Below are 20136 nucleotides of genomic sequence, written 5' to 3' on the forward strand. Positions count from 1 at the left end.
CGGATAATATTTTTCCATAGGCGCACAAGTGTATTGACAGCTTAGAAGTCACATGTAATGGTTTAGCTGAATAGACGGACGGCTTCTTTTGTTCGGCGGCCTGGCGGATTGGTCGGGAAAGGGTTGAATGTCGAATCTCAGCCTTTGCCGATGAGCTGGCAAAGATGACTGGAGTCATTTGAACAGCATCATTTTAAAACTGGAGACCGATGAAAACGCATGAGAACGTGTCCGGACCTTCAGTTCGTTGTTCGTATCCGCTCGCTGAAGCGAGTGATTGTAAAGTTCACCTACAAACAAGGGCGCATTATGAAAGCAAATATTGGATTGATCGGTCTTGCCGTGATGGGACAAAATCTGGTGCTGAACATGAACGACCACGGCTTTAAAGTCGCGGTTTATAACCGTACCACCGCTAAAGTCGATGAGTTTCTGCGAGGGCCGGCCAAAGGCTCGGACATCGTCGGCACTTACTCGCTTGAAGAGCTGGTGGACAGCCTGGAGGCTCCCCGGAGAGTTATGCTGATGGTCAAAGCCGGCGAGGTGGTTGATCTGTATATTGAAAAGCTGCTGCCTTTGTTATCGGCCGGCGATATCATCATCGATGGCGGTAATTCGCTTTATTCCGATACCAATCGCCGCACCGACTATTTGCGTGGCAAGAACATCTTGTATATCGGAACCGGCGTTTCCGGCGGGGAAGAAGGGGCGAGACATGGGCCTTCGATAATGCCCGGCGGCAATAAAGACGCCTGGGAGGCGGTTAAACCGATTTTTCAAGCGATCAGCGCCAAGGTCGATGGCGATCCTTGCTGTCAATGGGTCGGCGACAACGGCGGCGGTCATTATGTCAAAATGGTGCATAACGGCATCGAATATGGCGACATGCAACTGATCTGCGAAGCCTATCAGTTGATGCGAGAGGGATTGGGCTTGAACGTCGATGAGATCCAGGCCATTTTCGCCGAGTGGAACCATGGCGTCTTGGATTCCTATCTGATCGAGATCACCGCCAACATCCTGGCCTACAAAGATGAAAACGGTGAGCCGCTGATCGACAGCATATTGGATACGGCGGGACAGAAAGGCACCGGTAAATGGACCGGCATCAATGCCCTGGAGATGGGCATTCCGCTGACTTTGATCGCCGAATCGGTGTTCGCCCGTTGTCTGTCGGCGCAAAAACAAGAAAGAGTCAAAGCGGCTCAGCATTTGCCGAAGCAGCCGGGCGGCTTCTCCGGCGATAAACAGGTCATGATCGACGCTATTCATGACGCGCTCTACGCCTCCAAGATCATTTCTTATGCGCAAGGCTTTCAGTTAATGCGCGAGGCCGCCAAAGAATACCAGTGGAGCTTGAATTACGGCGACATCGCGTTGATGTGGCGCGGCGGCTGCATCATACGCAGTCAGTTTTTGGGCAACATCAAACAGGCCTATGACCACAATCCCGAATTGGAAAATCTGTTGTTGGCCGATTTCTTTGCCGAGGCGATGGCTAAGGCCGAGTCTGGATGGCGCAAAGCGGTCATCCAAGCGATCGAACTGCAGGTGCCGACGCCGGCCTTTTCCTCGGCCCTGGCTTATTTCGATGGTTACCGCACGGCCAGGTTGCCGGCCAATTTATTGCAGGCGCAGCGCGACTATTTCGGCGCCCATTCCTACGAGCGCACCGACAAACCGCGCGGTGAGTTTTTTCATACCGACTGGACCGGGCACGGCGGCAAAACGGCCTCGTCCACTTACACCGTATAAGGCGATATGATGAAAGCAGAAGCCTGTACTTATGTGATTTTCGGTGCGACCGGCAATTTGTCGCGCATCAAGTTAATGCCCGCCCTCTACCATTTGGATGTGGAAAATTTGCTGCCGGAAGGGACGAAAATTCTCGCCATCGGCCGCCGCGATTGGGATCAACAGCAATGGCAAGCCGAAGTGCGCGAGATGTTGCAAGCGAAGGCGCGCAACGGTCTGGATGAGACGGTTTACAAGCGTTTTTGTCAGCGTCTGTATTTCCATCAGGGCGATTTGAAACAAGCGGAAAGCTATACTGGGCTGGCGGAAACACTGCATGACAGTAAAAAATATCCTCAAAACAAGGCCTTTTACCTGGCGATCAGTCCGGCCGACTTCGGCGGCACGATAGAACGGCTGAGCGATGTCGGCCTGTTGCAAGAAGAAGCGGGCTGGAGCCGTGTCATCATCGAGAAACCGTTCGGTTATGACCTGCAAAGCGCCCAGGCCTTGCAAAGGCGCATCGGTCACTATTTGCGCGAAGAGCAGATTTACCGGATCGATCATTATCTGGGCAAGGGCACCGTGCAGAATCTATTGGTGTTCCGTTTCGCCAACACGATGTTGGAGCCGTTATGGAACCGCAATTTTATCGATCATATCCAGATTACCCATTCGGAGGAGCTGGGCATCGGCAGCCGGGCGCAATATTACGACAGTTCCGGCGCGATGCGCGACATGCTGCAAAGCCACCTGATGCAATTGATGACGCTGGTGACGATGGAGCCGCCGGCGTCGATGGAAGCGGAGGCCTTGCGCGACGAGAAAGTCAAGGTGTTGAAATCGATCCGTCCCATCGTCAAAGAAGCCGTCAACGCCTACGCTTTTCGCGCCCAGTATGCCGGCGGCAACATCAACGGCGAGAAGGTCAACGGTTATCTGCAGGAGACAGGTGTTCCGCAAAACAGCGTCACCGAAACCTATGCCGCGTTGAAACTGTATATCGATAACTGGCGCTGGAAAAACGTCCCCATTTATCTACGCACCGGAAAACGCATGGCCAAGGCGCAATCGGTGATTTCCATCTGTTTCCGCCGGCCGCCGTTGCAGTTTTTCCGTGATACCCATGTCAGCTGCAACAGTCCGAACTGGCTACTGCTTGGCATACAGCCGGAAGAATGCATTCGTATGGAAATGACGGTCAAAGAGCCGGGCTTGGAAATGAGCACCCGCATCACCAGCCTGGACGCCAGCTATCGCAATCATGACGAACATCATACCGATGCCTATGAGGATCTATTGCTCGATGTGCTACAGGGGGATCGTTCGTTGTTTTTACGTTGGGATGAAGTCGAGCACGCCTGGCGCATCGTCGACCCGATTCTGCAAAAATGGTCCGAAGAACGCGACTACATCGCCACCTATCCGGCCGGTTCCTGGGGGCCGGAGGAATCTCGCCGCCTGTTCGACAAGGAACACCAGCACTGGCGTTATTCGCTGACGCCGGAATGTAACTAATGGGCGCTGAGTTCAAAGGGAAGCTAGCAATCTCCAGGGCTACCTCATTAAATGAATGCGTGGCAAAACAGAATTTAACAACAAATACGCCAGGGGGATCCGCTGTGCGTGATCCATCTCACGGGTAGGGTGTGCTGACGATAGGAAGCGCACCGGTTTTTGATGCGCTTCACGCTGTTCGACACATCCGAAGGCAAGGCTACATTGGCATGCAACCGTAGGGTGATTCGCCGCCAGGCAATGCGCCTGGATACCACAATGACCAATTTTGCCTCCGGTGGCGTTTTTTGGCGGCTTGCTTCGCGAAGCCGCCCTACGTTGGCGGATCCGCTGCGCTTGATCCGCCCTACCTGTGCGGGTAGAGTGTGATGACGAGAGGAAGCGCACCGGTTTTTGATGCGCTTCACGGTGTTCAGCACATCCGAAGGCAAGACGGTGCTTTGCGGAGGAGCGCCGCCCTCGGCGCGAAAAGAGTAGTCCGCATCGCTATGTGAAATGCAGGTCAACGAGGTCCTGAACGATTCAACCGTGACTAGAGTAAGTTAAACGTTCGGGGCGGGTTAAATAACCCGTCCACCAAAAAGGTATTTTTTAATGAGGGAGCCCTGCGGGCATACCATCGGCGTCTTGATAAATTAGAGCCGAGTGCCTGTAAAGCAAAAGGCCCTAAAGGGTCAAATCTTTTTGCGGCGGCCGATAACGAAGCCGAACACGCCCAGTCCGACAAGCGCCAGTGTCGCTGGTTCCGGAACTTGTTGCGCTTGTGCCGCCTTATTTACATGAACGGTTAATGTTGACTTTAGGAACAGGAAATCGCTTCTGTCTTCTGGTTTCTTATTCGTGGTGCCGGTGTTTTGAAGCTTGACTTGCAAGAGGCCATCGCTTAACAATGAATTCAAGTCGCTTGAAAATGTGGCGATATAGGATGTTCCGCCGCTGGTGATCGTTTGTGTCCCAAAAGAGTCTTGATCAAAGAAAAAAGACACCGACTCTGCGGCACTGTCGTCACTTTCATCGGCAACACACGATGCTTGGTTTCGTGACTTTCCTGACCGGCACTCTGGGGCGCTTCCGTCACTTCCATCCTTGAATCTGAGCTCGATCGATGCGCTGGATATTAAATCGCTGTGCTGATCATAGCCGTATAGACCGCTCCACTCATCGTCGGCGCCATCCTTGTCGTCGATGATGCTGTGGATAAATTCAAATGTCTTCTTAGCGCCAAAACTTATCAGCTTATCGGAGGCTGGATCATATGTATCGGTAAAAGTCATCGATGCCGCACTGGCGCCAGGGGGCTGTAACAAAAGCGTGGCGGCAATCAATGCCGAGAGTTTGGCGATCTTTTTGATGATATTCATTTTTTGTTTGACCGATTTTCAGTCATCTAAACGGGGCGATGGCTGTTTTTTGTTGAAAACTTGTTGACTAAATCTCTTACAATTTCAATGCCAAGTTTGATAAGCCTGTGAATCGGCGGTTGATCGACTAGAATAGTCGTTGGGGCTGACAGAGTCGTCAGACTGGCTGACGCGGCTGTCATGTCAGTGTAAGCGGAATGCTGACAAACGCGGCTCGACTTAGGATTTAGGAAAAACCGGCTTATTGGAACTATGCGCACAAACTCATTTACGTTGGACTCTCTGCTGGAAACGCATGACCAACCCTTTAGCATCATCAATGCGGACCAACAAATCATCGCCGTCAATCGCGCCTGGGAAGGTCATTTCGCCCTTCCGCGCGAACGGCGTTTAGGCGCTATTTGCTGCAATAATCCGAGTGATTGCCGGCATAAACGTTTTTTTCAGACGCTTGAACCCTATACTGGGATGTTTAGCGAAACTTTGGGGAGTCAGGAACATCTTCTGAAAGTGCGCGGTTATCCCTTGCTCGATGTGGACGGCACGGTTTATCTGGGCGAGTCGGTTTTAACGGTCGGTAAATCTGCCTCGATGACAGGAAATCCGCAGATGGTTGGCACATCTTCTGCTTTCTTAAATTTGAAAACCAAATTGCAACAAGCGGCTCAGTCGAATGTTCCGGTTATGTTGAACGGCGAAACCGGCACCGGTAAGGAGTTTGCCGCCGAATATATACATCGTCAATCATCGAATGCCGATGGCGAATTCGTCATCGTCGATTGCACGGTGCTGGGTGAGGATCTGTTCGAAAGCGAACTTTTTGGTCACGAAAAAGGCGCCTTTACTGGAGCCGCTACGGTAAAAAAAGGTTTGTTCGAGCTGGCCGACGGAGGAACATTGTTCCTCGATGAAGTGGGTGAATTACCGATCTCGTTGCAACCTAAATTGCTGAGGGCGTTGGAAAGCGGCCAGTTCAGACGGGTGGGCGGAACGACAGCGTTAAAATCGACGGTTCGTGTCGTGACGGCGACACATCGAAATCTCAGCGGGATGGTTAAGGAAGGCCTGTTCCGGGAGGATTTGTTTTACCGATTATCGGTTTTCCCGTTGGAGATTCCGGCATTGCGGGATAGAGTTGAAGACATTCAAGAACTTGTCGAATATTTTCTTGAGTCCTTCGGACAACGTGACCGATGCGTTTACCGGATGAGTGGCGCGGCCTTGCAAAAATTAATGGGCCATCGATGGCCGGGCAATATCCGCGAATTGAAAAATTGTCTACAACTGGCGACCTGTCTTTGCAACAAACATCATATCGAAGAGCGGGATATTTCGATCATGCGCCGAAACGAGATGCCTTTAAAGCCAGGGATGGTCGAGAGGCGTGGTCAAGGATCGGCCACTGAAGCGCGGAAGGCTACGGACATGAATCCTTTAGAGGCTATCGAAGCCGAATACATAAGGTCCTTGATCGATAAACATCAAGGAAACCGCAAACTGATTGCCGCTGAAATGAACGTCAGTGAAAGAACGTTGTACAGAAAATTAAAACGCCTTAACGTGAATTAACGAGCCTGCAATGGAACCTTACCTACGCAGTTGGACACTCAATACCATCGATTCGGGTTTAGACGACTTTGCGCCCCCGGTCGACATGCGTGATCACATTAATCGCATCAAGGCTTTGCCGCCCTTGCCGGGCATCGCGCAACAGATCATACAATTGGCCTCGGATCCACTGGCCGATGCGAAAAAACTAGCGTTGATTATAGAATTGGACCCATTGCTGACCTCGCAAATCATCCGTTGGGCGGGTTCGGCATTGTACGGATATCGCGGTCGTATCGTGTCGGTGCAAGAGGCGATAGTCCGAGTATTGGGCTATGATTTTGTGATGAATTTGGCTCTGAGCCTCAGTGCGCTATCAGCGCTTAAAGCACCTAGCCAGGGAAAAATCGGAACCCGCATGTTTTGGTTACAAGCGATAGCCGGATCGCGTTTGGCTGTGTCGCTGAGCGAAAACATGCCTAGGCAGGAAAGACCGGATCGTAAAACAATATTTCTGTCCGCTTTACTGCATAACATCGGTTTTCCATTAATGGGCCATGAGTTTCTAGATGAATTCAACTACTTGGCAACGATGATTGACGCCAATCCTTCGCTCACTGTCTACAGTGTCGAGCGTTTCGCATTTGGTGTCGATCACTGTTCATTGGGCGCCTGGCTGATGCGAACCTGGTCGATGCCAAAACCGATTATCGATGTCGTTTATCACCATCATAACCCTCATTATCGCGGCGACAACTATCAAATCAATTTGCTGGTGTATTTGAGCGATTGTCTATTAGGAACACTGGGAATCGGCGATGGACAAAATCAGTCTTATGACGATGAAGTATTCGCAGCGTTGAATTTGGACTGTGAGTTCGCCATGCAAAAAGTCGCCGAATTAGAGGATTCGCTTGAACAGATTGACTCGATGGCGGTACGGCTAACCCGCTACCAGTAAGGCTATATACCTGCGCCAACCTCGTCGATTTAATGATTTAGAAATCGATTTCGATGCCGACCGGGCAGTGATCCGAGCCGGTGATTTCCGGCGCGATGAAGGCGTCATCGATTTTGTCGAGTAATGTTTCGCTGGTCAATACGTAGTCGATGCGCCAGCCGATATTTTTTGCTCGGGCATTGGCGCGGTAGCTCCACCAGCTATAGGCGACCGTGTCCGGATGGAAGTGACGGAAGCTGTCGGCCAAGCCGATGTCGAGGAAGCGGCTGAAGCCGTCGATTTCGGCTTGGGTATAGCCGGCCGTTTTATTGTAATTCGGCTTGGGACGTGCGATATCGATTTCCTGGTGAGCGACATTGAAATCGCCGCAAGCGATCAGCGGTTTTTGCTTTTGCAGTTGCTGCAGATAGGCGCAAAATTCGCGATCCCAGTTTTGCCGGTAATCCAGGCGCACTAGATCCTGGCCCGAATTCGGGACATAGACATTGAGCAGAAAGAAATGTTCGTATTCGGCGACGAGCACGCGACCTTCCTGATCGTGCTCATCTATGCCGATATCATTGCTCAGCTTTAGCGGCGGCTGCCGAGTCAATAGCGCGACGCCGGAGTAACCCTTGCGTTCCGCACAATTGGAATAAACATGGTAACCGTCGATGTCGTCCAATGCCTTGAAGACTTGATCATCCTGGGCTTTGGTTTCTTGCAGCAAAATGCAGTCGGCGTCTAACTGGGCTATCGTTTCGGCAAAGCCTTTTTTTTGTATGGCGCGTATGCCGTTGACGTTCCAGGAAATGATTTTCATCTGATGATTCCTTCCGATGAGCTAGGCGTTGAGGACTTAATAGGTTAACGAGGCCTCGACTGGCCTTTTCGGCGGGTCGAGGCTTTGTTGGGGGCTAATCGATGCTTAGGCCGAGAGGGCCGAGGCTTCTTTTGCTCGACGGGTGATTTCCGTCCAGTCTTCGGCATCGACCAGATCGGCCGGCGCCATCCAAGAGCCGCCGACACAGGCGACGTTTTTCAATGCCAGGTATTCGGCGGCATTTTTCGGACTGACGCCGCCGGTTGGGCAGAAGGTCACTTGCGGCAACGGGCCGCCGATCGATTTCAACATCGGTATGCCGCCTGCCGCTTCGGCCGGGAAGAATTTCATTTCGGAGATGCCTTTTTCCAGCAAACGCATCACTTCGCTGGGGCTGATGACGCCCGGTAGAATCGGTACGCCGGATTTCAGCGCGGCATCGATCAGGTTGTCGGTGACCCCTGGACTGACCAGAAATTCTGAGCCGGCATCGACGGCTTGTTTCAGCGTCTCCTGGTTGATCACGGTGCCGGCGCCGACGATCGCATCCGGCACCTCGGCTTTGATTCGCTTGATCGCTTCCAGAGCCACCGGAGTGCGCAGGGTGATTTCCAGCACTTTCAGGCCGCCTTCGACCAGGGCGTGAGCCAAGGGAACCGCATGCTCGAGCCGGTTGATGACCATCACCGGGATGACCGGGGAGGTGTGCATGATGTCTTTGATCGCTGTCATAATTTTTATGTGATTAAGATGATTCGTAGGTTGTAACTATTCAGGGTCTTGCAGTCTTTAGGGAGCAGGTCATTGATTTCTCGGGACGCGTGAATACATCCGTGTAAGCTCTGACTGTAACCTCCTGTTGCAGACAGCCCGATAACAGCAATTCCCAGTTTGAACGTTTTAGCGGTGTTTAGGGTATGGGGAGTGTCTGTCGAGGAGCGCCGTTCACCCAGCACCTAAATTATCCTGGAATGTAAATTATAGTCCAGTAACCATGGAATTTAGGTGCTGGGTAAACCCATCCCTGGGGGCTTGACGGCAGCATCCTTGCTGCCGACATCCTCGCCAAACACATCCCATGCCCTTTTTGAACGCCAAAGTGGGAATTGCTGGCCCGATAAATCAATAACCTACTCCCTCTGAAAAAAAACTATACTGAATAGTTACCCGTAGGTTTTAGTTGTAGGTCGGGTTAGCGAAGCGTAACCCGACAGCTTCTTTTAATCCACCGGAAACAGATTCGATGCGCCGGTTTCGGCGGTCGAGGCGCCTAAGCGGAAATTGCCGAACATCTCGCGTCCCATGCCGTAATGGTGATTGTTGGCGCGATTCGGAATCGGCGTGCGGGCATTGAATTCCGCCTCAGCGACCTTCGCGGTGATCTCGCCGGTTTGCAAATTCAGCGAAATGATGTCGCCGTCTAATACCTTGGCCAGCGGCCCGCCCATTTCGCATTCGGGGCATAAATGAATCACCGAAGGCACTTTGCCGGAGGCGCCGGACATACGACCGTCGGTGACCAGCGCCACTTTGAAGCCCTTGTCTTGCAATACGCCTAAAGGCGGCGTCAGCTTATGCAGCTCCGGCATGCCATTGGCCCTAGGGCCTTGGAAGCGAATCACCGCGACAAAGTCTTTTTCCAGTTCGCCACGTTTGAACGCGGCCAGAAAATCTTCCTGGTCATCGAATACCACCGCCGGCGCTTCGACAATTCGGTGATCGGCCGAGACCGCGGAGAGCTTGGAGACGCCGCGTCCCAGATTGCCTTGCATCACATGCAGGCCGCCGGTGGCGGCGAAGGGTTTTTCCACCGTGCTCAGGACCTCGGTGTCCATCGAGCTTGTCGGGCAGGGTTCCCAAACCAATTTGCCGTCTTTTAATTTCGGTTCCTGGGTATAGCTGTTCATGCCTTTTTCATCGGCGACGGTCAGTATGTCTTCATGCAATAGACCGTGTTTCAGCAGTTCGGCGATCAACACGCCCATGCCGCCGGCGGCATGGAAATGGTTGACGTCGGCCGGACCGTTCGGATAGATTTTGCTCAGCTGTGGAATGGCCTTGGACAGATTGTCGAAATCGTCCCAATTCAATGTGATGCCGGAAGCTCGGGCGATGGCGATCAGGTGCATGGTATGGTTGGTCGAACCGCCGGTCGCCAGCAGACCGATGACGGCGTTGATAATCGCTTTCTCGTCGACCATGCGGGCGATAGGGCGGTAATCATCGCCCAAGGCAGTGAATTTCAGCACTTGCCGCGCCGCTTGCTTGGTCAATTCGTCGCGCAACGGCGTATAAGGGTTGACGAAGGAACTGCCGGGCAGATGCAGACCCATGATTTCCATCATCATCTGGTTGCTGTTGGCGGTGCCGTAGAAGGTGCAGGTGCCGGGAGAATGGTAGGACGCCGATTCCGCTTCCAGCAACTCTTTGCGACCGATCTTACCGACGGCATAGGCCTGTCGGGCGCGGGCTTTTTCCTTGTTGGTCAGGCCGCTGGGCATCGGACCGGCAGGGACGAAGACGGCCGGCAAGTGGCCGAAGCTGAGGGCGCCGATCAATAGGCCCGGTACGATCTTGTCGCAGACGCCCAGATACAAGGCGGCGTCGAACATGTTGTGGCTCATGCCGATCGCCGTCGCCATCGCGATAAGATCGCGGCTGAACAAGGATAATTCCATGCCGGGCTGTCCTTGGGTGATGCCGTCACACATGGCCGGCACGCCGCCGGCGAATTGGGCGACGCCGCCGGCTTCATGAGCGGCTTCCTTGATCAGAGCCGGAAAATCCTTATAAGGCTCGTGCGCCGACAACATGTCGTTGTAAGCGGAAATAATGGCGATATTGGGCTTCTGATTGCCGGTCAGGTCGGCTTTGTCGGCGCTGCTGCAGGCGGCAAAGCCGTGCGCCAGGTTTCCGCATGGGAGTGTGGAGCGGTTGGGGCCTTCTTGGGCGGCCTTGTCGATGTATTTCAGATAGGCCGAGCGCGACTCATGACTGCGTTCGATGACTTCTTGCGTCACTTTTTCGATGATGGGATGCATAATGCGTTCCTCCTTTAGGCTATTGCGGTGGCAATGGCGGATGATTCTGTTGCGGCGATTTCATTCACCGGTGATAAATTTCTAAAGCCGTTGCTACTTTGATCATGGCGCCCAGTAGAGTTCCACCGGCGCCTTGTTCTGACGCAGTATTGCGCGGATCGGCATGTCCTCAACATCGCCGTCGCCTAGCGCTTGCTTGAAAACGGCCAATTTTTCCTCCCCGGTCAGCAAGATAATCAGACGTTTGGAATTGAGCAGGCCGTTTAGAGTTAGGGTCATGCGTTCGGTATTGGGACCCGTGACCTCGCTTTCATGAGCGTTAATAGCGGCGATCAGTTGATCGTTATCTTCCGCCAAGGCTTCGTTCAGTCCTTGCGCATGAGGAAACAGCGACGCCGTATGGCCATCATTGCCCATGCCCAAAATCGAGACGGTGAACGGTTTAGGCAATTGTCGGTAGTTTTCTTCGCTTTCCGCACAGCCTTCCAGGGCCGTTTCGGCAGTCGTTTTCATCCCGGTAAACGGAGCTTGGGTCGCCTCATTGATCAGCAAACAGCGATGTATCAGCGCTTCGTTGCTGGCCTCATGGTCTTTGTCGACCCAGCGTTCATCGACCAACGCTACATGAGTGTTGGTCCAGTCCAGGTCGGAGTGCGATAAGGCCTGGTAGAGCGGGGCGGGGGTGTCGCCGCCGGAAACCATGAAGCTGGCCTGGCCTTGAGTGCTCAGCGCCTTGCTTAGATGTCTTTCGCAGGCCAGGGCCAAGGCATTGAATAAGCTGTCGCGGTCTTCGAATAAAAATTGTTTAACCATATCTAGTATGTCCTGTAGTGCAATTAACCTTCCCAGGCGCGGCCATCACGAGCCAATAGCGAGTCCGATGCAATCGGACCCCAGGTGCCGGCGGGATAAGGTCTAGGTTCGTCGTTGGTTTTTTTCCACGCGTTTTGAATCGAGTCGACCCAGGTCCAGGCCTGTTCGATTTCTTCACGGCTAAGGAACAAGGTCGGATTGCCGCGCAGCGCTTCCAGAATCAGTTTTTCGTAACCGCCGAATAGCTTGTTTTCCTTAAAGGCTTCGGAAAAACTTAAATCCAGTTTGGTTTTCTGCAGCTTGATGTCGCCGTCAATGCCGGGGACCTTGTTGAGCATTTCGATTTCTATCGCTTCGTTCGGCTGCAAGTGGATGATCAGTTTGTTCGGCGGCAGATGGCGGAAGCTTTCCTTGAAAATATTATGCGGCAGTTGCTTGAAGTAAACGACGATTTCGGTGCGTTTGTAATTCATGCGTTTGCCTGAGCGCAGATAAAAGGGAACGCCAGCCCAGCGCCAGTTGTCGATATCGACTCTGACCGCGACGAAGCTTTCGGTTTTACTTTCGGTGTTGGCGCCATCTTCCTCCAGGTAGCCGGGAACCGGCGTGGCTTTCTGGAAGCCCTGAGTATATTGACCGCGCACCGTGGTTTGTTCGACATTACTTTCTGTGATCGGGCGCAGCGCTTTCAATACCTTGATTTTCTCGCTGTGAATGCTTTGCGCTTCCAGGTTGACTGGAGGCTCCATTGCAACGAAGGTCAGAATCTGTAGCAGGTGGTTCTGCAGCATGTCGCGTAATTGGCCGGTCTGGTCGAAGTATTCCCAGCGGCCTTCGATGCCGACTTCTTCGGCGACGGTAATCTGGATATGGTCGATGGTGTTGTGGTCCCAGTTGGTGGTGAAGAATGAATTGGCGAAACGCAGCGCCAATAAATTCAATACCGTTTCCTTGCCTAGATAATGGTCGATCCGGAAAACCTGGTCTTCGTTGAAAACATTGGCCACCACGTCATTGATTTCTTGGGAAGACTTCAGGTCGTGACCGATCGGTTTTTCCATGACGATGCGAGACTCGGCGTTCAATACCTCGGACTGTTGCAGTCCCTGGCAGATGCTCTTGAACAGCATCGGCGACACGGCGAAGTAATTGACCAGCACGTTGGTTTCTGGGGTCAGGACTTCATGTAGACGCTGATATTCATCCATTTGAGTCAGGTCGATTTTTAGATAGGACAGACGCGCCGAAAAGCGTTGCCAAAGTTCCTCGTCAATGCTTTCATTTAAGAACGTGCGCAAACTATTGTTGGCTATTTCAACAAACTCTGAGGTTTCCTTTTCATGTCTGTCGACCGCGATAATGCGAGTATCTTTTTCAATTAAGCCGGCCTTTTCCAGGCGGTATAAAGAAATAATCAGCTTGCGGGTGGAGAGATCGCCCAAACCGCCGTAGATGACCAGGTCGCAAGGTTTATATGTTTTGTTTCTCGGCATTATTGTTTTGTGTAGGAAATGAAGAAATAGGCGCGCCGTAGAAGCGCAGGCGCAGGCGTAAATTTGAAGTGCCCGCAATATTGCGTTGCCTCAGTCCTGCTCGGAAAAAATCCCTCCATTATAATATTCGTTGTTTTACTGAACAAGGGGTGAGTGAAATCCCATCAGGGCTACCTCAAATGAATGAGTGGCAAAACAGAAATTACAACAAATACGCCTAAAGTAAGTTAAACGTTTAGGGCGGGTTAAATAACCCGCCCCCGCGTGCAGGTTTTTGGCGGCTTGCTTCGCGAAGCCGCCCTACGATGCGGTAGGGTGTGCTGACGATAGGAAGCGCACCCGTTTTTGATGCGCTTCACGCCGTTCAGCACATCCGAAGGCAAGACGGTGCTTTGCGTAGGAGCGCCGCCCTCGGCGCGAAAAGAGCCATTCGGCCCGAGGGCGGGCCTCCTACGGGCAGACTTTGGCGGAGGCGCGGCGCAAGTAGTCGCATGTCGCTATGCGAAATGCAGGTCAACGATGTCCTGAGCGGTTCAACCGTGCCTAAAGGAAACGGGGTTACTCCGTGTTCAGATCGACAGTGATTTAGCAACGGGGAGTGGCGCTTAGCTTGATGCGTATGGGGATGTAATCCTCCTTTTTGTCAAACCCTTGATTCATTGTAACTATTCAGTATCTTTCAGGGTTTAGGGAGTAGACCATTGATTTCTCGGGACGCGTGAATACTTCCATGTAAGCTCTGACTGCAACGTCCTGTTGCAGACAGCCCGATAAATCAATAGCCTACTCCCTCTGATAAAAATATGCTGAATAATTACGATTCATTTTAATCATTATCCAATCAGCCCGGATGTTGGCGGAGGAATGTTTGTAATTCCTGTCGGGTTGCCAACCCCTGACGCGCTCCGGTTCGGGTGCAGCAAATCGCGCCGGCGGCGCTGGCGTAACGCAACGTCTCGGTCCAATTCATGTCGGCGGCAATGGCGGCAGCAAAAGCGCCATGAAAGGCGTCCCCGGCGCCGGTGCTGTCAACGGCGGAGATCGGGAAGGCCGGTAAATGGCCGCGTTCCGAGCCTTGTCGCCAGATCAAGCCTCGATGTCCAAGAGTGATGACGACGGCGGGGGATTTTTTTGCCAATAGGCCTAGCGCTGCTTCCTCATCGCCGGCAAGCTGGCGGGCGAATTTTTCCGAGCAGACCAGGTAATCGACGCTGTCCATTAAGGCCAGGGTTCCAGGATGGACAGAGCCGGCGTCCAGCACCGTGGCAATAGCCTGACGCCGGCAATAGTCGGCTAGCGGCGGCGACAGATCTGGTTCATGGCCGTCAAACAATACGGCGCCGGCGCGCAGTCCTGAGAAATTCAAGGCGTCGGCAGGCAAGGGGCGGGTAGCGCCCTTGTAATTGATTAGCGCTCTTTTGCCATCCGGCTTGACCAGCACCGTGGACAAAGGCGTGGGGTTAGCGCCGCGGACAACAAAGCTGGCGTCGACGCCATTGTCTCGTAATTCTCGCAAATGTTTTTCACCATAGAGATCGTTGCCCAGATAGCCGGCAAAGGCGACGTTAAAGCCCAGGCGTGCCGCGATCACCGCGGCGTTGGCTGCCGGGCCGCCGCCACAGTCGTGATAACTTTGCGCAAATATTTTTTCATCTTCCGAAGGGTGATGGTCGACCGAAAAGATCAGGTCGTAGCAGGCGTGTCCGACACACAAGACGTCGAAATTATTGACCGAATGACTCATTCTAAGCGGCTTTCAATACAGTGAAAAAAGCATGAGGTTAGCATTTTTTAAGACGAAAGACGAAAGACGAAAGACGAAAGACGAAAGACGAAAGACGAAAGACGAAAGACGAAAGACGAAAGACGAAAGACGAAAGACGAAAGACGAAAGACGAAAGGTGCAAGGTGCAAGGTGCAAGGTGCAAGGCAGCAATTCCCAATTTAAAACCCTGGTAAAATAGTGGCAATTTTAAACCTGTAAATCACCCCCCATAATCCCATAGGTCAATTCAAATGGACTTGGAAATAATTAACCAGATTCGCACTACCTTCGAAAACCTGCCTGACCACCGCAAACCCGGCAACAATCGGAAATATGCGGTGGAAGATGCCGCCCTGAGCGCCTTCTCGGTCTTCTTTACGCAAAGCCCGTCTTTTCTGGACTATCAGCAGCGAATGCAAAAGCTTCACAATCGAAATAATGCGCAATCAATTTTTGGTGTCCATCAAATTCCTTCGACCAGCCAAATCGGCAACCTGCTGGATCCGATTGCACCGGAAACACTCTATCCGGTGTTGGCCGAGGTGGGTGACCAGCTTTACACGCAGGGTTGTCTGAAGCCGTTCATGAGTGTTGGCGGCACCTTGTTGGTGGCGATGGACGGCACCGATTCCTTCAGCTCGGAAAAGATTTCCTGTCCGTGCTGTACTCAACAAACGCTGAAAAACGGCCAAACCTTATACCGTCACACCGTCGTGACACCGGTGATTGTCGCCCCCGGGCAAAGCCGCGTGGTGCCTTTGCCGCCGGAATTTGTTCGCGTCAAGACGGCGTCGACAAACAAGACTGCGAATTGGCGGCGGCCAAGCGCTGGCTCACCACGTGGGGTGCTCATTACGCTCCTCGAGGCATCACCGTGCTGGGCGATGATTTGTATTGTCACCAGCCGTTTTGTGAGGCCGTGCGTGCGCAGCACCTGGATTTTCTGTTCGTCTGCAAGCCTGATTCCCATGCGTTATTGTACGAATGGCTCGACGATTTTACCCGGACCGGCGAGGTCCAAACGCTCGAAAAAAGCCGTTGGAACGGCAAACAACGCCTGACCGAACGCTACCGTTACCTCAATCAAGTCCCGCTCCGCAACAGCGACGATGCGTTAATGGTCAATTGGTGCGAAGTGACGATCCTCAATGCCAAACAAGAAGTGGTCTACCGTAATGCCTGGGCGACATCACACACCCTCGACGAACACAATGTGATCGACATGGTCGCTGCAGGCCGCGCGCGCTGGAAAATAGAGAACGAAAACAACAATGTTCTCAAGAATCACGGCTATCATTTCGAGCATAACTTTGCCCACGGCAAGCAGCATTTGTCCAACTTCTTGGCGACCCTTAACTTATTGGCTTTCCTCGCTCATACCGCGCTTGAATGGTTGGACGAGGCTTACCGGGCCGTCCGCCATGCGGCGCCCTCCAGGCGCACTTTCTTCGAACAATTCCGAACCTTGCTTCAGTTCATGCCTTTTGATAATTGGCAGCATCTGATGCGGTTCATGCTATATGGTGAAAATCTAATACCCAGGAAAACGTAAGGTTTTAAATTGGGAATTGCTGGGTGCAAGGTGCAAGGTGGACAGGGTTCGATTGACGCGTTATGCTCAAATTTTATGTTGATTTTGGGGAAAGACGATGCAAATTAGCCCTTTATTACTGCCGGAAATGATCGAAGCGATCGATCAGACGATCACGGCTAATGCCGAGGAAGTGACGGCGTTGGATCAGGAAATTGGTGATGGCGATCATGTGTATAACTTACAGCGCGGCATCGACGCCTTGAAAAAACAGGAAGAGGCGTTGTCGCAGCTTGATTGGGTGGATGCCTGGCAAAAAATTGGCATGACGTTGATGTCTAAAATTGGCGGTGCTTCCGGTTCGTTATACGGTACTTTTTTCGTCACGATGAGTAAGGCGGCGCGTGATCAGCAGATGGATTTATCGGTTTTTGCCGACGCCTTGAGCGAAGGCGTTGAATCGATCAAGAAGCGGGGGCGCGCCGATGTGGGCGAAAAGACGATGCTCGATGTGTTGGCGCCGGTCGCGGAGTGTTTGAAGCAGGCGGCTGCAGATAACGCGGCATTGCCGGAATTGTTGAATAAAATCAATCAAGTCGCTGAACAAGGCGTGGAGTCGACTCGAGACATGGTGGCCACTAAGGGTCGGGCCTCTTTTCTTGGGGAACGTACGAAAGGGCATATCGATGCCGGAGCGAAGACGGCTCAGTTGATGATCGCCGCCGTCGTGTCGGTGATAGAAAAACAGTGAATCGCCTGAAACCCTCTTCGTTATCCAAATGGGAATTGTTGCGCTCGGCGGGACGGGATATCTATCCCGTCCGTAACTATTCAGTATAAAAATGCTTTTACTATCAGTTGCTTGCTCCAGAAGACGCCGTAAATATGTCCCTATAGGCTTGGATGCGACATCCCTGCCGCATACACTTCTTCTACAAGCAATTGATAGTAAAAGGTAACTATTCAGTATCTTTCGGGTTTTAGGCAGTAGGTCATTGATTTCTCGGGACGCGTGAATACATCCATGGCAGCTAACGGCATCCTGCCTCACGCGGCACTTGCACTTCCCTGTGCGGCGTAAGCTCTGTCTGCAACGTCCTGTTGCAGACAGCCCGATAAATCAATAACCTACTCCATCTTAGTAAAGCTACGCTGAATAATTACAGTAAAAGAAATATTTTCTCAGTATCAAGCTGAATAGTTAGTGCGGCCTCCCGTCCAATAATTTGTAGGATTGCATGATAGCAAAGCTAAGTCTATTGCGGGTAAGCCTTCCGCTTTGTCGAGACGACCTGTCCCTCAACAGCCCCAGCGCAAAGAGGCGGTGTTGACCGGGGCATCCCATAATTTGAGCATTCCTTCATCCATTAAGGTCAGCGTGATCGAGCAGCCGGCCATGTCCAGCGACGTCGTATAGTTGCCAACCAGCGAGCGGCAAATGTCGAGGCCGCGTTTTTCCCAATATTGTGCGGCCAGATCGTAAATTAAATGTAATTCCAGCAGTGGGGTGGCGCCGAAACCGTTGACATGCAATAGCACCTGCTGGTCTTTTTTCGGTTTTAATTCGTCGTCGATCAGTTCGGCAATATGTTCGACGATTTCTGTCGCGCTGGCTAATTTCATTGTTTCGCAGCCGTGTTCGCCATGGATACCGACCCCCATTTCCATTTCATCGGCCCCCAGCTCGAAGGTGGGTTTGCCTAAGGCCGGGACCGTGCAGCTGCTGAGTGCGACGCCCATCGATGCGGTCGCCTGGTTAACCTTGTCGCCTAAGGCTTTGCAGCTGGCGAGATCGGCGCCGTTTTCGGCGGCGGCGCCGACTATTTTCTCGACGACCAGGGTGCCGGCCACGCCACGCCGGCCAGTGCTATGATCTTTAGGTAAGGAAACATCATCATTGATCAGTACGCTGGCATTGGGTGTTTCTTCCAGCATTTCCGCGGCAATTTCAAAATTCATGACATCGCCGGCATAATTCTTGACGATAAACAAGACCCCGCCGCCATTGTCGACGGCTTGAGCGGCGGCTAGCATTTGATCAGGGGTCGGCGAGGTAAATATTTGGCCGGGGCAGGCCGCATCAAGCATGCCTCGGCCGACAAAGCCTGTATGCAAGGGTTCGTGACCGGAACCGCCGCCGGAAATCAATACGACCTTGCCGGCGCGGGTGGGCTCGACCCGGGTGACGAAAGTAGGATCGGTTTGTAGTTTAATGATATCGGCGTGGGCTTTGGCAAAGCCGAGGATGCTTTCGTCGAGCAGGCTGTCGACATCGTTGATGAATTTTTTCATGGCGGCTCCGAAATTTTGAGATATCGTCTAATAGTAGCGTTTGCAGGTAGGTTGTTCAAATGTATGTAGAGGCGAAAGAGCCGCAATTCCCGGTTTGAGCGTTTTAGCGGTGTTTGGGGTCTGTCGAGGAAGGGTGTCCTCTGGAGCAGGTGACTGATAGAAAAGGCCTTTTTATACTCAAAGGTTGTCATCTCTGTTTGTAACTATTCAGTATAGTTTTTTCAGAGGGAGTAGGTTATTGATTTATCGGGCTGTCTGCAACAGGATGTTGCAGTCAGAGCTTACACGGATGTATTCACGCGTCCCGAGAAATCAATGACCTGCTCTCTAAAGACTGCAAGACCCTGAATAGTTACCTCTGTTTTTCAACATTTTCGTCACTTCCCGTATATCGGACATGACCCAGGTCGGCTGATAATCGACGTTCTCTATGTCTTGTTCTGACGAAATTCCGCTGAGCACCATCAGGCTGCGCATGTCCGCACGGACTGCGCCGAGGATGTCCGTGTCCAGGCGGTCGCCGATGGCTATGGTTTCCGCCGCAGGAGTGCTCAGTATCGCCATCGCTTGTTGATACATGATCGGCTCCGGTTTGCCTATCAGGGTCGGTTTGATACCGGTCGCGGCTTCCAATGCGGCCAAGGTTGCCCCATTGCCGGGAACGAAGCCCCGTTCGGTCGGCAGCGTCACATCGCCATTGGTGCCGACAAAATGTGCGCCGGCGCGGATGTTTAAGGCCGCTGTCGCCAGCTTGTCCCAGGAAAGGCTTTTGTCGAGACCGCTAACGACGATGTCTGCATTGGTGTGATCATGATCCGTTAGGATAAATCCCTGTTGCTGTAGGGGGATTTTTGCGCCGCTTTCGCCGATCACGTAAACTCGGGTTGATGTCGGTTCGTACCGACTCGCGAGGTATTGAGCGGTCGCCATGCCGGAGGTAAGTACTTCCGAAGGACCAACGGTGACTCCTAGCGCTTCGAGTTTGTCAATATATTGGTCTGCGGTCAGGCTGGCGTTATTAGTCGCCAGAATAAAAGGCAGGCGTAATGCGCGCAGAGTGCGAAAAAAATCGTTTAAACCAGGTAAGGGTTTATTGCCTTGCCATAAAACGCCGTCCATATCAATGATGAGTGCGTTTATGTTGGAAAAAGACGCCATAATGTTGTTTCTCTGTAATGGAATATGATAGCTTTACTGCGGACACTCGGTAGAGGCGCCGAAAGTGAATAAAACAGCCAGATTGGCCGGTGTCGAATTGTCAACGCGCGATTTTGATA

The 20136-nt window shown here is 52.5% G+C and carries 14 protein-coding genes and 1 pseudogene; 6 read left to right on the top strand and 9 right to left on the bottom strand.

Annotated features, from left to right (window positions below):
* Positions 1–309: 309 nt before the first annotated feature.
* Both gnd and zwf (Q9L42_RS08265) read left to right on the top strand, forming a co-directional pair.
* Complete coding sequence (gnd, locus tag Q9L42_RS08260; protein ID WP_305908917.1) at positions 310–1755, top strand: decarboxylating NADP(+)-dependent phosphogluconate dehydrogenase; 1446 nt, start codon at positions 310–312, stop codon at positions 1753–1755.
* Between the two features lie 9 nt (positions 1756–1764).
* Positions 1765–3252, top strand: a complete 1488-nt coding sequence (zwf, locus tag Q9L42_RS08265; RefSeq protein ID WP_305910254.1) for a glucose-6-phosphate dehydrogenase — start codon at positions 1765–1767, stop codon at positions 3250–3252.
* Positions 3253–3926: 674 nt separating this feature from the next.
* On the opposite strand, the gene Q9L42_RS08270 is transcribed toward zwf (Q9L42_RS08265), so the two are convergent.
* Positions 3927–4613 (bottom strand): PEP-CTERM sorting domain-containing protein, encoded by a 687-nt coding sequence (locus Q9L42_RS08270; RefSeq protein ID WP_349432602.1) that lies wholly within the window; start codon positions 4611–4613, stop codon positions 3927–3929.
* A 252-nt stretch (positions 4614–4865) separates the two neighbouring features.
* On the opposite strand from Q9L42_RS08270, the gene Q9L42_RS08275 reads away from it, so the two are divergent.
* Both Q9L42_RS08275 and Q9L42_RS08280 read left to right on the top strand, forming a co-directional pair.
* Positions 4866–6182 carry a sigma-54 interaction domain-containing protein gene (locus Q9L42_RS08275; protein WP_305908913.1) on the top strand — a complete coding sequence of 439 codons (1317 nt, stop codon included), beginning with the start codon at positions 4866–4868 and terminating at the stop codon, positions 6180–6182.
* A gap of 10 nt (positions 6183–6192) precedes the next feature.
* Positions 6193–7122 (top strand): HDOD domain-containing protein, encoded by a 930-nt coding sequence (locus Q9L42_RS08280; RefSeq protein WP_305908912.1) that lies wholly within the window; start codon positions 6193–6195, stop codon positions 7120–7122.
* A gap of 37 nt (positions 7123–7159) precedes the next feature.
* On the opposite strand, the gene Q9L42_RS08285 is transcribed toward Q9L42_RS08280, so the two are convergent.
* The 6 genes from Q9L42_RS08285 to Q9L42_RS08310 all read right to left on the bottom strand — a co-directional run bounded on the left by Q9L42_RS08285 (position 7160) and on the right by Q9L42_RS08310 (position 15015).
* Complete coding sequence (locus tag Q9L42_RS08285; protein ID WP_349432605.1) at positions 7160–7924, bottom strand: exodeoxyribonuclease III; 765 nt, start codon at positions 7922–7924, stop codon at positions 7160–7162.
* Positions 7925–8029: 105 nt separating this feature from the next.
* Positions 8030–8656 (bottom strand): bifunctional 4-hydroxy-2-oxoglutarate aldolase/2-dehydro-3-deoxy-phosphogluconate aldolase, encoded by a 627-nt coding sequence (locus tag Q9L42_RS08290; protein WP_305908911.1) that lies wholly within the window; start codon positions 8654–8656, stop codon positions 8030–8032.
* Positions 8657–9144: 488 nt separating this feature from the next.
* A complete protein-coding gene (gene edd, locus Q9L42_RS08295; RefSeq protein WP_305908910.1) occupies positions 9145–10965 on the bottom strand; it encodes a phosphogluconate dehydratase in 1821 nt (606 codons plus the stop codon).
* 102 nt (positions 10966–11067) lie between these two features.
* On the bottom strand, positions 11068–11778 hold the full coding sequence (gene pgl / locus Q9L42_RS08300) for a 6-phosphogluconolactonase (RefSeq protein WP_305908909.1): 711 nt from the start codon (positions 11776–11778) through the stop codon (positions 11068–11070).
* 23 nt (positions 11779–11801) lie between these two features.
* On the bottom strand, positions 11802–13271 hold the full coding sequence (zwf, locus tag Q9L42_RS08305) for a glucose-6-phosphate dehydrogenase (RefSeq protein ID WP_349432607.1): 1470 nt from the start codon (positions 13269–13271) through the stop codon (positions 11802–11804).
* 841 nt (positions 13272–14112) lie between these two features.
* Positions 14113–15015 (bottom strand): carbohydrate kinase family protein, encoded by a 903-nt coding sequence (locus Q9L42_RS08310; RefSeq protein WP_349432609.1) that lies wholly within the window; start codon positions 15013–15015, stop codon positions 14113–14115.
* A gap of 284 nt (positions 15016–15299) precedes the next feature.
* Here Q9L42_RS08310 and Q9L42_RS08315 point away from each other — a divergent pair.
* Both Q9L42_RS08315 and dhaL read left to right on the top strand, forming a co-directional pair.
* Positions 15300–16588, top strand: a pseudogene (locus tag Q9L42_RS08315) (transposase).
* Between the two features lie 97 nt (positions 16589–16685).
* Positions 16686–17318 carry a dihydroxyacetone kinase subunit DhaL gene (dhaL, locus tag Q9L42_RS08320; protein ID WP_305908908.1) on the top strand — a complete coding sequence of 211 codons (633 nt, stop codon included), beginning with the start codon at positions 16686–16688 and terminating at the stop codon, positions 17316–17318.
* 548 nt (positions 17319–17866) lie between these two features.
* On the opposite strand, the gene dhaK is transcribed toward dhaL, so the two are convergent.
* Positions 17867–18859, bottom strand: a complete 993-nt coding sequence (gene dhaK, locus Q9L42_RS08325; protein WP_305908907.1) for a dihydroxyacetone kinase subunit DhaK — start codon at positions 18857–18859, stop codon at positions 17867–17869.
* Positions 18860–19186: 327 nt separating this feature from the next.
* A complete protein-coding gene (locus Q9L42_RS08330) occupies positions 19187–20017 on the bottom strand; it encodes an HAD-IIA family hydrolase (RefSeq protein ID WP_349432611.1) in 831 nt (276 codons plus the stop codon).
* Positions 20018–20136 lie beyond the last annotated feature (119 nt).

Origin of the sequence: Methylomarinum sp. Ch1-1 (assembly GCF_030717995.2) — a bacterium.
In the GTDB taxonomy this organism is placed as follows: Bacteria; Pseudomonadota; Gammaproteobacteria; order Methylococcales; family Methylomonadaceae; genus Methylomarinum; species Methylomarinum roseum.

Excerpts from the sequence above, each read along its gene's own strand:
- Q9L42_RS08330 (WP_349432611.1), bottom strand. The coding sequence starts at position 20,017 with ATGGCGTCTTTTTCCAACATAAACGCACTCATCATTGATATGGACGGC.
- dhaL (WP_305908908.1), top strand. The coding sequence starts at position 16,686 with ATGCAAATTAGCCCTTTATTACTGCCGGAAATGATCGAAGCGATCGAT.
- pgl (WP_305908909.1), bottom strand. The coding sequence starts at position 11,778 with ATGGTTAAACAATTTTTATTCGAAGACCGCGACAGCTTATTCAATGCC.
- zwf (WP_349432607.1), bottom strand. The coding sequence starts at position 13,271 with ATGCCGAGAAACAAAACATATAAACCTTGCGACCTGGTCATCTACGGC.
- edd (WP_305908910.1), bottom strand. The coding sequence starts at position 10,965 with ATGCATCCCATCATCGAAAAAGTGACGCAAGAAGTCATCGAACGCAGT.
- Q9L42_RS08270 (WP_349432602.1), bottom strand. The coding sequence starts at position 4,613 with ATGAATATCATCAAAAAGATCGCCAAACTCTCGGCATTGATTGCCGCC.
- zwf (WP_305910254.1), top strand. The coding sequence starts at position 1,765 with ATGAAAGCAGAAGCCTGTACTTATGTGATTTTCGGTGCGACCGGCAAT.
- dhaK (WP_305908907.1), bottom strand. The coding sequence starts at position 18,859 with ATGAAAAAATTCATCAACGATGTCGACAGCCTGCTCGACGAAAGCATC.
- Q9L42_RS08285 (WP_349432605.1), bottom strand. The coding sequence starts at position 7,924 with ATGAAAATCATTTCCTGGAACGTCAACGGCATACGCGCCATACAAAAA.
- Q9L42_RS08290 (WP_305908911.1), bottom strand. The coding sequence starts at position 8,656 with ATGACAGCGATCAAAGACATCATGCACACCTCCCCGGTCATCCCGGTG.
- gnd (WP_305908917.1), top strand. The coding sequence starts at position 310 with ATGAAAGCAAATATTGGATTGATCGGTCTTGCCGTGATGGGACAAAAT.
- Q9L42_RS08310 (WP_349432609.1), bottom strand. The coding sequence starts at position 15,015 with ATGAGTCATTCGGTCAATAATTTCGACGTCTTGTGTGTCGGACACGCC.
- Q9L42_RS08280 (WP_305908912.1), top strand. The coding sequence starts at position 6,193 with ATGGAACCTTACCTACGCAGTTGGACACTCAATACCATCGATTCGGGT.
- Q9L42_RS08275 (WP_305908913.1), top strand. The coding sequence starts at position 4,866 with ATGCGCACAAACTCATTTACGTTGGACTCTCTGCTGGAAACGCATGAC.